This is a genomic window from Microbacterium sp. NPDC055357 (assembly GCF_053644835.1).
The window spans coordinates 1-14,671 of record NZ_JBSHLZ010000015.1 but is presented as its reverse complement, the minus strand read 5'-3'; the positions used below and the strand labels follow the sequence as shown (position 1 = coordinate 14,671).

15 protein-coding genes are annotated in these 14,671 nt (G+C 69.0%); 9 read left to right on the top strand and 6 right to left on the bottom strand.

The features are described 5' to 3' along the window. Nucleotides 1-2 precede the first annotated feature (2 nt). The 5 genes from ACWICD_RS13940 to ACWICD_RS13920 are packed head-to-tail and all read right to left on the bottom strand — an operon-like array spanning nucleotide 3 to nucleotide 4,644. Nucleotides 3-1,514, bottom strand: coding sequence for an SCO6880 family protein (locus ACWICD_RS13940; protein WP_454140520.1), 1,512 nt, complete (start codon nucleotides 1,512-1,514; stop codon nucleotides 3-5). Next, nucleotides 1,501-3,063, bottom strand: coding sequence for a hypothetical protein (locus ACWICD_RS13935; protein ID WP_454140519.1), 1,563 nt, complete (start codon nucleotides 3,061-3,063; stop codon nucleotides 1,501-1,503). Before ACWICD_RS13935 ends, ACWICD_RS13940 begins: the two co-directional genes overlap by 14 nt. Before the next feature lie 46 nt (nucleotides 3,064-3,109). After that, a complete protein-coding gene (locus ACWICD_RS13930; protein WP_259955007.1) occupies nucleotides 3,110-3,856 on the bottom strand; it encodes a hypothetical protein in 747 nt (248 codons plus the stop codon). Between the two features lie 3 nt (nucleotides 3,857-3,859). Further along, nucleotides 3,860-4,153, bottom strand: a complete 294-nt coding sequence (locus tag ACWICD_RS13925) for a hypothetical protein (protein ID WP_046746563.1) — start codon at nucleotides 4,151-4,153, stop codon at nucleotides 3,860-3,862. Between the two features lie 5 nt (nucleotides 4,154-4,158). Beyond that, a complete protein-coding gene (locus ACWICD_RS13920) occupies nucleotides 4,159-4,644 on the bottom strand; it encodes a DUF6668 family protein (protein ID WP_363371035.1) in 486 nt (161 codons plus the stop codon). Between the two features lie 283 nt (nucleotides 4,645-4,927). On the opposite strand from ACWICD_RS13920, the gene ACWICD_RS13915 reads away from it, so the two are divergent. The 5 genes from ACWICD_RS13915 to ACWICD_RS13895 all read left to right on the top strand — a co-directional run bounded on the left by ACWICD_RS13915 (nucleotide 4,928) and on the right by ACWICD_RS13895 (nucleotide 9,161). Further along, nucleotides 4,928-5,161, top strand: coding sequence for a helix-turn-helix domain-containing protein (locus ACWICD_RS13915; RefSeq protein WP_454140526.1), 234 nt, complete (start codon nucleotides 4,928-4,930; stop codon nucleotides 5,159-5,161). A gap of 132 nt (nucleotides 5,162-5,293) precedes the next feature. Continuing rightward, on the top strand, nucleotides 5,294-5,716 hold the full coding sequence (locus tag ACWICD_RS13910) for a hypothetical protein (RefSeq protein WP_454140518.1): 423 nt from the start codon (nucleotides 5,294-5,296) through the stop codon (nucleotides 5,714-5,716). Continuing rightward, nucleotides 5,716-6,816, top strand: a complete 1,101-nt coding sequence (locus ACWICD_RS13905) for a M23 family metallopeptidase (protein ID WP_259955013.1) — start codon at nucleotides 5,716-5,718, stop codon at nucleotides 6,814-6,816. The genes ACWICD_RS13910 and ACWICD_RS13905 overlap by 1 nt, the downstream gene beginning before the upstream one ends. 9 nt (nucleotides 6,817-6,825) lie before the next feature. Then, nucleotides 6,826-8,280, top strand: coding sequence for an AAA family ATPase (locus tag ACWICD_RS13900; RefSeq protein ID WP_454140517.1), 1,455 nt, complete (start codon nucleotides 6,826-6,828; stop codon nucleotides 8,278-8,280). Then, nucleotides 8,277-9,161, top strand: coding sequence for an FHA domain-containing protein (locus ACWICD_RS13895; protein ID WP_454140516.1), 885 nt, complete (start codon nucleotides 8,277-8,279; stop codon nucleotides 9,159-9,161). The genes ACWICD_RS13900 and ACWICD_RS13895 overlap by 4 nt, the downstream gene beginning before the upstream one ends. An 82-nt stretch (nucleotides 9,162-9,243) precedes the next feature. On the opposite strand, the gene ACWICD_RS13890 is transcribed toward ACWICD_RS13895, so the two are convergent. Continuing rightward, a complete protein-coding gene (locus ACWICD_RS13890; protein ID WP_454140515.1) occupies nucleotides 9,244-9,420 on the bottom strand; it encodes a hypothetical protein in 177 nt (58 codons plus the stop codon). Between the two features lie 349 nt (nucleotides 9,421-9,769). On the opposite strand from ACWICD_RS13890, the gene ACWICD_RS13885 reads away from it, so the two are divergent. The 4 genes from ACWICD_RS13885 (at nucleotide 9,770) to ACWICD_RS13870 (ending at nucleotide 14,514) form a co-directional block, all read left to right on the top strand. After that, nucleotides 9,770-10,855, top strand: coding sequence for a hypothetical protein (locus tag ACWICD_RS13885; protein WP_454140514.1), 1,086 nt, complete (start codon nucleotides 9,770-9,772; stop codon nucleotides 10,853-10,855). A gap of 376 nt (nucleotides 10,856-11,231) precedes the next feature. Next, complete coding sequence (locus tag ACWICD_RS13880; protein WP_454140513.1) at nucleotides 11,232-12,581, top strand: ParB/RepB/Spo0J family partition protein; 1,350 nt, start codon at nucleotides 11,232-11,234, stop codon at nucleotides 12,579-12,581. 396 nt (nucleotides 12,582-12,977) lie between these two features. Then, nucleotides 12,978-13,931: a DUF3560 domain-containing protein gene (locus ACWICD_RS13875; protein WP_454140512.1), complete on the top strand. Its 954-nt coding sequence runs from the start codon at nucleotides 12,978-12,980 to the stop codon at nucleotides 13,929-13,931. Nucleotides 13,932-13,962: 31 nt separating this feature from the next. Continuing rightward, entirely contained in the window at nucleotides 13,963-14,514 is a 552-nt protein-coding gene (locus tag ACWICD_RS13870; RefSeq protein WP_454140511.1) for a hypothetical protein, read from the top strand. The last annotated feature ends 157 nt before the right edge of the window (nucleotides 14,515-14,671 follow it).

Below are 14,671 nucleotides of genomic sequence, written 5' to 3'. Positions count from 1 at the left end.
TCCTACAGGTTGTTCCGCAGCTCGGCGGGAATCTTGATGTGCTTGGACAGGACGAGCCCCAGCGGGAGGGCGGCGGCAAACGCGCTGTCCTGCGAGCCGTAGACGGGCCGCAGACGCAGCCGCGCGGTCGCGCCGAGGTTATCGATCGCGGCGACGGCATCCGCTTCCTCAGCGGGCGTGCGCACCGTGGCGGTGACGAGCATCCCGAAGTTCACGAGGCCCGCACCGCTGGCCTCTTCTGCCGCTGTCGCCGCGGCCGCGCGCATCGACATGACGTCGCGCGCCTTCGCCTTGCTGTCGGCCGTGGCGCGGAACTCCGCGGCGCGCAGGTCGGCCTCGACCATCGCCGCGGCACGAGCCGGGGAGATAGGCCGGTACAGCAGAGTGATGCGCTTGCGCGCAATGTCGCGGTGCGGTGCCAGGAGGCGGCCGAGGACACCTGACTGGACGTTGCCGCGCGGTGCTCCGGTCATCGACCAGGTGATCGAATGCCCGGAGTCGTGACGGTAGCTCGCCCAATTCGCCTGAGCGGCGGACGGGCCGACGTCGTTCCAGTCCAGCTCGGGCGGCTGGCCAGCCGCGTGCGCCTCGTCGATGAGCACGGAGGCGGCCGGGTCGTATGCGATACGGATGACCTCGCAGAGCTGCTGCGCCGTCAGGGGGTGCGCAGCACCCGCCCCCGTCGCCTGGAGGGTCTGAGTCAGACCCGGCAGGCGCGATGCCAGCTCGCGCGCCATGTCGTCCGGCTTCCGGCGCTTACCTCCCTGTCGGGCGGCCGCGTTGAAGGTGATCGTCACATACGCGCGGACGATGCTGGAGCCGGCGGGGTAGCGGTCGACCGCCTCGATGAGCATTTCTCGAGCGAACGCGGGTGCGTTCTCGTCGAGGTTCGTCTCGACCTCGCGGCGCAGGCGGGTGCCGGAGTCGGGAGCCGTCTCGATCGTCACCGTGGCCGACTCGACGCCGGCCTCATCGGCCAGGTTCGCCAGCCAGTGGCCCCAGTCGGCCACCCACACGTCGATCTGCTCGCCGTCGACGAGCGATGCCCCGGCAGGCTCCGTGCCGATCACGACGCTGTAGTTCGCCGTCGACGGGTGGAACAGCAACGCGAACGGCCGATTGTAGGAGTCGCGGTGCTCGCTGAGGCGGATCGTCGATGCGAGGCCAGGGAGCTGGTTGGTTCCCCAGGGCGTGCGGCCCGTGGGACCGGAGCGGTACACGTTCGTGCCGCGTGACCGGGCGACCCACCACCCGGCCCGGTTGGAGATCCGCGACAGCGCGTTCTTCCCGTGGGAATCACGCACCATCAGCAGGACGAGCAGCAGCAGGATCACCACGGCGGTGATAGCCGCATCCAGCATGCCGCGCGTCATCAACACGAGGACGACGACGAGCATGCCGACGAGCAGCAGACCCGTCCCGACCGCGCCGAGCCCGAGAAGTCCGGCCGACGTCGGTCGACGCCAGTTTCCATATGTGCGAGCCTGTCGGCTCGACGTCTCAACGGTTGCCACTTGGACCCTCTCCTGTCGCCTGATCGCCTAGCTTCTGTGCAGCGCCCTTCGCTGCATCGCCTACCTGTTTGGCCGCACCGACCGCTGCGCCCGCAGCGGCCCCCCACGGGCCTGCGGCCGCGCCGGCAGATGCGCCAGCGGCAGCACCACCGCCCGCAGCGGCGGCTCCACCACCAGCGGCAGCAGCGCCACCACCAGCGGCGGCTCCACCGCCCGCAGCTCCACCACCGGCAGCGGCCCCCCGACCGGCAGCAGCAGCCCCGGCCTGGCCCTGCGAACCAGCCGAGCCAGCGGACCCGGCCGTGCCTGTCGAGCCGGTCGCGCCAGCCGTCGACGGGGAAGCGGTCGAGCCTCCGCCCGCACCGCCGCCGAGACGGCCGATCTGTGCTGCGCCACTCGGGACGGCAGCTACCCCGGCCGCGGCGAGCATGCCGCCTCCAGCGCCGCCTGCCATAGCCCCGACCATCGGCGTCACGAACCGCATGAGCGCCGGCAGCGCGACAAGCGCGAGCAGCATCATCATGAGGCCCGTGATGACCGAGATAAGGCCCGTGCCGTCGTCCTTGAAAACGTCGGTTCCGGCGAGCTGGAACGCGGCCGCGTAGATGATCGCCGCCGCGGGCTTGTAGAGGATGAAAGCGACCAGCCAGGCCACGTTCTTGTTGAACCATCCCTTGCCCGACTCACCGCTCATCGCGGCCGCGGCCGACAGCGGGAGGATGCCCGTGAGCACCACGAGCATGCCACCACGGGCGAGCATGAGGATGATCTGCACCACCGCGACGATGATCGCGATGACGCCGAGGATGATGACGAGCAGCGCGCCCAGACCAGGTGCGCCCGCCGTGCCGGTCGTGGTCAACACCAGCAGGTTGCTGATGTTGCGGCCGAAGCACGTGCTGTCGCCGCTGGCCAGGTTGCAGTCGGTCGAGCGGTCGATGATCCACACCGAGAACGCATCGGCCGCCGTCACCAGCAGGGCGACAATGCCGACGCCGGCCCCGGCGACGACAATGAGCCGCAGAAGCCCGAAGAACACGTCCTTACCGGGTTCCGCCCGCATCGTCACCGCCATGCGGATCGCACCGACGATCGTCGCGCCGACCGCGACCGCGAGCATGATCCACCAGAGCGAGCCCTGGAGGAATGCGACCGCGCCGCCAGCCCCGACAGGACCGCTCGGGAGCAGCCCCGCGACGAGGCCGGATGCGCCGCCAATCAGGATCACCGCGGCGAGGATGATGCCGAGCCGTCCTACGGCCAGCAGCCCCTCACCGCGGCGAACCTTCACGGTCGTGATCGAGGCCAGCGCGATTATCGCGATGATCGCGACCGCGTAGCCGATCCAGGTGATGTAGCCGAGCACCTGGAGGACCGGTGCAGAGAAACCGGCGTCCGCACCTGCCGCGGAGCCGCCGTCGCCGCCCGTGAGGACCGGTGTGCCAATGTTGACCCACATCGTCCCGAACGACGCGATGACCTTGCCGACGCCCTCAATGACGGCGTTCGCCATGTCCTCGATCGCGCCGCCGACGACAGAGTTCACCATGTCTTCGGCGCAGCCAACGGGGTCAAGAATTGAGCACATAGGTCGCTCACCCCTCCCAGTGGATGTAGCCGGCGAGATTCGGGAGCTGCGCAGGCCGTTCGGTCAGATCGGTTTCGGAGTAGTTCACCTTCCAGTCGCCGTCCTCCCAGATGAGGGGCATGACGATCGACAGGTAGCCGGTGTTCCCGTTTCCGGTCACCGTGACGCCGACGTCTACTCGAGCGGAGTCGCCGTCATAGCTCAGGAGGCGGAACGCCGTGACCTCGGCGCGGACTTCCGACGACACGTCCGTGGGCGGGGTGCTGAGCACCTGGTCACGGATCGGTCCCTTGGCGAGTGCAGACTCACGCCAAGGCTGGATGGTGTCGGGGTTCATCAAGTAGCCCACTCCGACAGACGCAGCCAGGGCCGCACCTTCGGGAGTACGTGCAAAGCACGTCTTGATGCCGGCGTCCGTCGTGTCGGCAGGGCCGAACTCATCGGACACCGGGAACGGTGTCGTGCCGGCGTAGTCCCAGGTCGTCGCGGGTGCCGTGTCGAGCGTGCCGCTCATCTCCACCAGGTCGAGGCCGCAGATAGACGAACCGCCCGCAGCCCCCTCCGAGGGGGCCGGGGCGGACGTCGACGACTCGGACGGCTGCGGAGCCGGCTCGGGGTCATCCGAGGACGAAACCGAGCTGACGATCCAGACCACCACGGCGGCAACGATGAGCAGGCCCACCACCACCGCCGCGGCGATCCAGCCGGGGCGGCGGAACGGACTCTGCTGAGTCGTCTCGTCGTCGAGGGACATGGGTTAACCGCCCATCAGCGCCGAGACGATACCGGCGCCGCCACCGATCAGGATGACGCCACCGAGAATCCAACCGAGCGCGCCGGCGTGCTCGCCGCCCTCACCGCGGCGGCTGTTGAAGAACATGCGGATCGCGACAATGACGATCGCGACGCCTGCGAGGGCGAAGCCGATCCACTTGACCCAGGAGATAACGGTCGTGAAGCCGCCAGTGCCGGGAGGCTGCACGGGGCCCGGGTCCGGAATCTGGGCCGGAAGCAGTGCCGCTGCCGTGAGCAGGGTGTCAATCAGAGGCATTGGCCTCATCCTTTCTGTTGGGTGTTCGCGAGTGCGGTCAGCTCGTCGACGACGCGACGGACCTCACGCGGGGCGGCGGCCGAGTCGACTTCGCTCGTTCGCCACGTATCGATCCACGGCACCGTCCAGGTGCGCGCGTACCCGCCCGCGACGACCTGCAAGCGGTCGCGCAACGGGCGGGGAAGTCTGCCAGGGGCATCGGCCATGATGACGAGGCCGAGCAGGTCGACGCCGGGGACCAGGCGCGACGCCCACTGCTGCGCGGCCACCTGAGCGGCCGCCAGGCCCCTCAGATTCGACCGAGCGACCACAACAGCGCGGACGACCCCACCGGCTTGCTGCGGCCAGTGGTGATCCGTCACGGTCGCGCCCGGGATCAGCGCGGCCAGTGTGGACTCCCCCGCGCCGCCGTGTGCACCAACGATCCACAGAGGCGACCAATGCCCGACGTTTCGGAACGGCAGGCGGTCGGCGGCTTCGGGTGCGGGCACGCCGAGCTGCGGCGCAGTCGGACCAGTCGGAATCGCTGACCGCTCGATCAGCGGCTCAACCGGCGTCGGCTCCGCAGCTGGGCGACTGACCCAGGGATTCCCTTCGCTCATCGTTATGACCCCCCCGATAATGAATTGTGGTCTCCCCCCCACACTAACCCATCTAGCACGATTGGAGCAAGATGAATATGTTTAGGTGTGTCCCCCCAACACCGAACTGTCTACCCATGTTTAGTACGATCTGTTATAGTCTGGTGGCATGCGAACAAGAGAGCACCGTGTGATGGGCGGCCCCCATGACGCGCTCGATGCCCTCTTCGCGAATCTCCCGGAGACGCTGACGGTCAAGGAGGTATCCGCCCTCGTGCGCAAGACCCCGCAAGGTGTCTACAGCATGCTCAAAGCCGGGAAGATCCCCGGCTACGAGGTCGCAGGCGGGTGGATCATCATTCGCGATGAGCTGAAAGAACAGATGCGGCGGGGGTCGAGCCGGGAGCAGCAGACAACGGAGGACTGATTCATGCAACGAGTGTGGCCGGCGATCACGGCCGTAGCGCTAGTAGCGCTGACGGCCGTTGGATGCACGAACGCCAGCGATTATCCGAACACATACCCGACAGAATCTTCTTCTCCGTCGGTCACACCCAGCATGCCGAACCCTTCCGGCCTCCCGACCGTGCCGCCCGGATACGTCGACGAGGACACGGGGCAGACCATTGCCCCGGTCCCCGTCGCCACCTGGAGCGACGCAGACCGATCCGCAGCGATCGAGGCGGCGGACGCGGCTATGGCCGCGTTCGCCCGTCCCTCGCTCGACCAGGACACCTGGTGGAAGGAGCTTTCCCCGCTCCTGACTCCCCAGGCCCGCACCGACTACGCATACGTGCAAGCGTCCGTTGTGCCCGCCAGCCGCGTCACCGGCAGCGGCACGATCACCGATGACACCAGCGCCATGGTCGTGCACGTCGACGTGCCGACCGACGTCGGCCCCTACACGCTCATCCTCACCCGCCTCGACGGCGCGAGCCCCTGGCTCGTCTCCCGCATCACCCCGCCCGAGGGGGTGAACTGATGAGCGACAACGGCAAGAAGCTCACGCCTATCGTCGCGATCCTCGTGCCGGCGCTTCTGCTCGGCGGCATCCTCTCGATCCCCCTCTTCGCGGTCGCCGCGCTCGCATGCAACCCCGAGAGCGGCCCGGGAACCAGCGTCAGCATCGACCCCGATTCCGTGCCGAACATCGACGTTGGCGGCTACGGGCACGATCAGCTCGTGAACGCGGCGCACATCATCAAGGCCGGCGCGGACAAGGGCCTGGGCGTGCGGGATCAGACCATCGGCGTCATGACGGCGATGGGTGAATCCTCGCTCGTCAACATCGACTACGGCGACTGGGAGACGAACGGCGTCCGCAACCCGGACGGCTCCCCCACGACCTCGATCGGCCTGTTCCAGCAGCAGGACGGCTGGGGCACGCCCGCCGAGCGGATGGACCCCTACATCACGTCAACGAAGTTCTTCGACGCGATGGTGAAGAAGGTTCCCGATCCCGAGCGTCAGACGATCGCGCCGACCCTCGTCGCGCACCGCACGCAGGTCAACTCGAACCCGTACCACTACGAGAAGTACTGGGATACGGCCGTGCAGATCGTCGAGGCCCTGGCAGGCGTCGACACCGGGCTCACCGAAGGCACCGGCAGCCAAGTCTGCAACGGCGAAAGCCTCGTGCCCGGGACCGTCAACAAGGACGGCTGGGCCGCCCCGGCGCGCGGACCAATCAGCAGCGACTTCGGCCCCCGCGATCCGGTCATGACGCCCAACGGCCCCAGCAGCTCGTTCCACCGCGGGACAGACCTCGCCCCCGGCTGCGACGAGCCCATTTGGGCCGCACAGACCGGGACCGTCGTCGCCACCGGATTCGGCGTCGGCTACGGCAGCAACGGCACCATCATCATCGACCACGGCGGCGGTGTCACGACCGTCTACCTCCACATGTACGCAGACGGAATCCTCGTCAAGGAAGGCGACAAGGTCACCGGAGGCCAGCAGATCGGCAAAGTCGGCAACAGCGGCCAGTCCCACGGATGCCACCTGCATTTTGAAACCCACGTGAACGGCGAAGCCGTCGACCCCGAGCCGTTCATGGCCGAGGTCGGGATCACACTCGGATAGGAGACACGGATGACTAGCGAAGCAGCAAACTTCCCCCGCATCGAAGCCCTCACCCACGAAGACGGAACCGGTGCGCTCATCGTGCAGGGACGCCGACACGATGTGACCACCCCCGACGTGCACCAGACCCGCGCCCAGCTCATGCAGCTCGCCGCGGACCAGGCCCGCGCGCTCGGGCGACCCGTGAAAGTAACGACAGGCGGCGTCGAGCCGACCTATCACCTGATCGTTGACGAGCACGCCCAGGTGAGCGAGGACACCAACCCGCCCACGGCGACCACTACTCGAGGTGCGGCCCGCGCTGCGGCCGCCCAGGACGTCATCACCGACGTCCCCGCTCCCACGGAAGCTGCGCCGCCTGCAGTCGCACCGTCGCCCGCTCCTGCAGTCGCCGCCGAACCGGCTCCTGCAGTCGATGTGCCGCCGCGGCCGCCGCTGCCCACACCGACCGCAGCGCCGGCCCCCACGGTCGCACCAGAGGCCACAGGAGCGGCCGCCTGGACGACAGAGGCTCCCGTGACCCGTCGCGAGGTGCGCACGTCGTTCCTCACCCAGGAGCAGATCGAGAAGCCCGCTACGACGGGCATTCGCGGGGCGCTCACCCGTGCCGGCATCCGCATGGCTCCCAGCGACGCAGAGCGCGCCGTGCGCGCCGACGAGCGCGCCGTGAGCCAGCACTGGCCTGGCCCCCGCACCATCGCCGTCGTCAACGGCAAGGGTGGCGCCGGCAAGACGCCCGCGACCATCCTCCTGAGCGCGACTTTCGCCCGGTACGGCGGCGCAGGCGTTCTCGCATGGGACAACAACCAGACCCGTGGCACGCTCGGCTGGCGCACCGAACAGGGTCCGCACGCCAGCACGCTGCTCGACCTCCTGCCCCACGCCGAACGGCTGCTCGGCACGGGCGCACAGGCGGCCGACCTCGCCCACTTCGTGCACCACCAGACCAGCGACCGCTTCGACGTGCTGCGCTCCAATCCCACCGCCCGGGCAAACGAACAGCGCATCACGCCGACCGACGTCGACGCGATCCACGCCGTCGCCGCGAAGTACTACCGGCTCATCTTCATCGACAGCGGGAACGATGAGAGCGACCCGATGTGGCTGCGCATGATCGACCTGGCAGACCAGCTCGTCGTCTCCACAACGACCCGAGACGATCACGCGGAAGCCGGCGCACTGCTCCTGGAGGACCTGGCTACGCGTGACGCACGCTCCGCCCGTCTCGCGCGGGATGCCGTCACGGTCATCACCCAGGCCGATCCCAAGGCCACCCGTGCCGACATGCAGCACGTCGCCAACGGGTACAGCGCCCTCACTCGCGCCGCGGTGATGATCCCGCACGATCCTGCCCTCGTCGACGGCCAGATCACCTACGAGAGCCTGCGGCCCGCCACGCAGCGCGCATGGCTCGCCGCGGGCGCTGCCGTCGCCGGAGGCCTCAACGGAGCGCCGCGCGAATGACCGAAGCTCAGAAGGTCGGGACGTGGCCCCGCATCCAGGTCGAGATTCGATCCGAGGCCCAGCACGTCACTGCGGTGCTCCGCATCAACGGCGCACCGCAGGGCTGCGCCTCTCCGACCGTGGAGGGCATGCGGGCCGGCATCATCGCGCGCTGCGCCGCCCTCGCAGACACTCTCTCGCGACCCGTCGCGGTCGACGTCGACGAGGCCGGACAGCGCTACCGCATCGCCGTGCGGCCCAGCGGCGTCGTCCAGCCGATCGACGCGGGCAACACGATCGCGGATGCCTCCCGGCTGACCCCCGTCAACGGCCCGTGCCGACAGTGCCAGCAGCTCGTCGTCGTCACCGCCGCCACGTGCGGCGCATGCGGCATCGAACAGCCGTTGCGCGTGGAGCTCAGCGACACTCCCCCACGCTCACCCGTTTCTCCGCCCCCGGCGACTCAGGCCACCGTGCCCGCCGCGGTTGCCCCGGGATACCGCCGCACAGCTGCGCCGCTCCCCGAGGTCGACGAGCACACCGTGTTCGTCCGCGCACCGCGGCCGCAGCTCATCGTGCAGCTCGACAGCGGCGAGACGATCACGACGCCGGCTCCGGCCGTTCTCGGCCGCAACCCCGACGCGATCGACGGGCACACTCCCGTGAAGCTCCCCAGCCCCGGCCGCGAAGTCTCGCGCACCCACGCACTCGTCGACGTCGACGACGCCGGCAGGCTCACCGTCACCGACCACGGCTCCAGCAACGGCACATACGTCGACGGCCAAGCCCTGTCGCCCCACACGCCGACGATCATCGCCGCCAGCGCACGTCTCCAGCTCGGAGACACCACCGTGCAGCTCCAGAGCCGCACCGGCCGCGAACAACCCTCAACCCGAGGTTGACCCCCCGGCGTGTCACTCTGACGTTAACCATTGGCATAGAACTACGCTCGCTCACATGGCCCCTCGTCGACGTCCTCGCGGCTCACTGGTAGACCCAGTGCCGCTCGGCTACGTCGTCGAGCGCAGCGCGAAAGAACGGCTTGACCGCCTTGCGGATCAAGCAGCTGTCTCGTCGGCCGTGATGTTCGAGCACATCATCGAGCACCTGGAGCTGACCAGTCGCGGCCTGCCCGTGACGTGGCCAGAGCAGGAGCTTCACGACGGGGAGCTGCCTATCGACGCCGCTTAACGAGATGAGGCCCGCCAGGGGCGGGCCTCGAAACTCGAAGTGCCTCATCTGAGAAGTTTGGCGACTGGACCAGATGAAGGCGATGTGAGGAAGAACCGGCCGGGAGCCGGGGCTTCGTTGTACCTACCCATGCCAGGAAGGTGACTTCATCATAACGCCCAACGCTGCCTATTTCCACGCGCAATCGGCTCCGACACGCCGCGACGTGTCCCCCAAACGGCCGACAGGCCCCGATGCGCCCGCACACCGCCGGCTGACCCTCGATCGGCCACCGGCCCCACGGGGAGGCCGCGGCCCGCGCAGCCGCGGCCGCGGACTCATGCTGACGCCCCCGGAGGGCGTCTACGCCGCCGTGCCGGTCTGCCGGCCCTCCGACTGGCTGCACGCCGTGGAGTTCGCTCTGACCATCCCCAGCGTGGAGGCCCTACGCCGCCGTCTGCGCGTCGCAGGGCCCAGCACGGTACTCTCAGCCGCCCGACAGTGGGCGGCTGCCGCAGACCGCACCACGGGCCGCGACGTGGCCGTTTCGCACGCCACCGTCGCGGAGCGCATCGGATACGCCGAAGCCACCGTGAAGCGCATCATGCGCTTCCTCTCCCGGGTCGGCCTCGTCGTCGAGTGCGCCCGCGGTCGCAATCGCCTCTCCCTCGACGAGCTGGCCGAGGCCCGCGCGCTCGGCGCAGAGCACCAGCGCGCGGCCGCCTCCACACGAGCGCTCACGATCCCTCACTCTGTGGACGGCACCCCCCTACCCCTCTCGGGACCAGTTAACGAAACCTCTCCCGTTACAGAGAACTCACCAAAGCGCGCCCGAGGCGCGCGAAAGGCCGGCGCTCCGCGCCGACCGGCTATGACAGGAGTGGTTGAAACGGCTGAGGCCCAGCCTCGTTGGCCGTTCGCGGTCCAGCAGTTCGCCGCTCAGCTCGTCGACCGGCTGCCCCGGCTCCTGCGGACCCCTCGCGCGCAGCCGCAGCGCGTCTACGTGCGAACACCGGACGGCCGCAGCGACGCGGTGTGGATCGGCGGCCGCCACATCGGCCAGGTGTGCGACGCGATCGCCAGGCATCGCCTCGTCGAGCGCGGCTGGACCGCACACCAGGTCCTCGAACACGTCGACCGCTACCGGGCCGGCATGCGGGCCGACGTCGAGCCGGCCGAGCAGCGCGACCCGCTCGCCTGGCTGTTCTGGCTCATCGGCCAGACGATCGCCGTCGACGAGCTGGCACCCCGCGCTCGAGCAGAAGCCGATCGTGAGCGGCACCGTGTCGAGTCCGCAGCTCGACGCGCTGCGGACGCCGAGCTGCGCGAGCGCATCGCGGCCCAACAGCCCGAAATCGACGCGATCCTGGCGCAAATGCACCGCGAGTTCCCGCGCACCCCGAAGGTGCGCCGGCCCAAAGCCTGACCCGCCCCACACCGAGCGGCCACCTGACCACCTGTGGACGACCCGAGCTGCCGCAGGGCTCCACTCGCCCACAAGGATGGACAGCTGCCCTCAACACCAGGGGGGACGGCCTGCCGGCCGCAGATCCTTCGCGCCCTGCGGGGCGCCGTTTTTTACCGTGAAGCCTGCGGCAGTCTACGGTCGGCCACGCTCCGCGCAAGCCCCGCGAGCGGGGCCGGCTCCCCCGAGACTTTCCGGCACGCGGTCGCTGCGCTCCCTCACATCGCACCGGAAACTCTCTCCCCCACCGCACTCCGTGTTGACGCTGCGCACGTCCTCCCTGACCGGCACATTCGTGCCTTCACGGCAAAAAAACGTGGAGGGGAAAGGGATGAACATGACCACCACGACCACGCCCGGAACCATCGAGCACATCGACCCCCAGACCATCGACGTGGCCACGAACGTGCGCACCGAAGCGACCCTCGGGAAGGAGTTCGTCGACAGCATCCGTGCAAACGGCGTCCTCCAGCCCGTCGTCGCCTACCGCGACAGCGAGGGAGTGCACGTCCGCTACGGCCAGCGCCGCACCCTCGCCGCCCAAATGGTCGGCCTCGCGACGATGCCCGTCTACGTCGTCGACGTCGACGACACGGACACCGCCCAGCGCATCATCGAGCAGCTGGTCGAGAACGACCAGCGCGAAGCACTTGGAGAGGGCGACCGACTCGACGCCTGGCGGCAGTTGGAGTTGGAAGGACTCAGCGCCACGCAGATCGCGAAGCGCACCGGCACCAAGCGCGACACGATCAAGACCGGCCTGACCGTCGCCTCCAGCGACACCGGGACCCGGCTCGTCGCGGAGGTCGGACTGACCCTCGACCAGGCCGCGACGCTGATCGAGTTCGAGGACGACCCACAGGCCGTCGCTGACCTCACCGAGATTGCCGGGAGCCAGCCCGACTACTTCCCCGTCGCCGTCCAGCGCGCGCGCAACGAGCGAGCCGCCGCCGTGCTCCGCGAGCAGGTGGAGGCGGAAGTAGCGGCTAAGGGGCACCGCATCCTGTCGTCCTCCCCGGGCTGGGAGGATGCCACCCCCTACCGTCTGCACCAGGTGACCGACGAAGGCGGGAACAGGATCACCAGCGACTACGTGGAGGGCAAGCCCGGGATCGCGGCGCACGTCCGCGCGTGGGACGCCGAGCAGTTCGAGGTGACGTACTACGTCGAGGACCTCGACGCGGCAGGGCTCATCCTCCGCCCCGGTGCCACCAGCGGCGCGGCCAAAGGCCCGATGACCGACGAGCAGAAGGCCGAGCGCAAGACGCTCATCGCCAACAACAAGGAATGGGACGCCGCTGAGTCGGTTCGCCGCGAGTGGGTCGCGACGTTCCTGGCCCGCAAGACCATGCCGAAGGACGCGATGAGCGTGGTCGCAACGCTCCTGGCCACCGGAGGCTACGACCTCGGCCAGTCCATCGGACACGGCAACAGCCAGGCGCAGGAATTCCTCGGCATTGAGCGCGGCTACGGCGACAAGATCGCCGAATACCTCACCGCGCACCCGACCCGCGCCGCGCACGTCGCCGTCGCGATCGTCCTCGGCGGCATCGAGCAGCAGACCAGCCGCGACACCTGGCGCTCCCCCCGCCCCGAGAAGGCGGCGTACTTCCAGACGCTCCAGGCCTGGGGATACCCGCTGTCGCCCGTCGAGAAGATCGCCGCAATGCTCCCCGACGAGAGCTAATAGAGGCAATATCCCCATAAGAGCCAGCCGCCCCGCGCCACAGCGCGGGGCAATGCTGTGCCGCCACGGAGGCCGGCCCAGCAACCGGGCCGCCGACAGAGGTCGGCCCGGACTGAAACGACGGCGCTGCGCGCCGACTGTTCACGAGCGCGCATACGCGCGTCGTTTTTTGGCCTTGAAGCCTGCGGCAGTCTACGGTCGGCCACCCTCCACGCAAGCCCCGCTGCGCGGGGCCGGCTCCCCCGAGATTTTCGGGCGCGCGGTCGCTGCGCTCCCTCTCATCGCACCCGAAATTCTCTCCGCCACCGCCCTCCGGGTTGTCGCTCCAGGCGGCACTCCCTGACCGGCACTACGTGCCTTCAAGGCAAAAAAACGAGGTGGAGAGAGGAACCAAGCATGCTGAGCATCACGCACACGCACGAGGCCGGAACGATCATCGAGGGCACCGCCAAGGGTGACGGGTCCGCCGCGATCTTGAAGGCGAACCGGTGGCGCTGGGGTCGGAGCATCGGCGCATGGTACGTCCCGAACAGCCGCGACCGTCTCCCCCAGCATCACGTCATCACCCGCACCGCCGCAGCCCTGGAGGCGGCAGGGTTCGAGCTGGCATCGCTGGAAATCGACCTCACGACCCGCAGCACCGCAGAGGTAGAAGCCGGGAAGATCGCCCGTCAGGCTGACCGCGTGGCCGCGCTCGACGCCAAGGCCGACCGGAAGGCCACGAACTCGGATGCCGCATGGAACAAGCACCTGAGCGACGTCGCACGCCTGCCCGAGGGCGGCGAGCCGATCAAGGTCGGCCACCACTCCGAAGGCCGCCACCGCCGCGCGATCGACAAGGCGCACAACAGCATGCGCCGCAGCATCGACGCCCACATCGACGCCGAGGAAGCCGCCCGCCGCGCCGAGGCCGCCGCACACACCACGGATGCCCGCTACAACCCCGTGACCGTCGCCAACCGCATCGAGAAGATCGGCGCGGACATTCGGCGCACCGAGCGCCGGATCATCGCGGACGTGTACGACCGGGAGACGGGATACCGCCCCGCCACGGACGAGCAGAAGGCCAAGCGAGCAGCCGCCTACGCGCCGCAGCTCGACGAGCTGCGCGACCAGCTCGCCTACTGGGAACAGGTGCGCGCCGACCAGATCGCCACGGGACGCGCGACCGGATACAGCCGCGACAACATCGCCAAGGGCGACGCGGTGAAGGTCCGCGGCTACTGGCACAAAGTCGCCCGGGTGAACGCCAAGACGGTCAGCGTCGAAACCGCCTACAGCTGGACCGATCGCGTCGCCTACGCCGAGATTCAGGACCACCGCCCCGCCGAGCAGATCACCAAGAACTAATAGAGGCATAAGGGATAAGGGAGATACGACCATGAACACGACCACCGCCACCCCCGCCGCTCAGACCGTCGAGCCAGGAACACCGCTGCACTGGTTCCTGGAGGTCTGGAGCGGCGACGCCGCCGCAGACATCGCCAAGGCGCTCACCTGCACCGAGGCCGACGCCCTCGCCGGTCTGCTGCGCTCCTGCGGCCGCACCGCGGCCGCGCTCGAATGGATCAACGCCCACGCACGGAGCGACGAGGAAGGCGACGCGCACTACCGCACGCCCGCCGAGACGCTGCGCGCCGAGTTCGACGAGCTCGCGGCATCCGTCCCCGGCCTCGACCTCTGCGAAGAGGACCCCGAGACGTTCGGATACGGGCACCTGGTGTTCTACAAGCAGAACGAGGACGCCCGAATCGGGTTCACCGAAATCTGCGACCGGCCCAGCGACGACCTCGAGCGCGAAGTCACCGGATACGAGTGGCGCGCCGACCGGCGCGACGCAGACGGCGTGACCGCGGTCACCGCATCCGGCAGCGCCACCCTCGACGACCTCGACACCATCACCGCAGCTGCGTGGACGTGGGCGACCCAATAGGCCGCCCCAGCCGTGCCCTCCGGGGCACGGCGCGAGGGGAGCAACCCCCTCACACTCCCCCGGCGCCGCTGCGCGTCGGTGTGCGCTCCCCTACGGGTCGCCGGCATTCATCGGGCTGCGGGCATCGTTCCTGACGCTCCATCATTGCCGCCGCGGT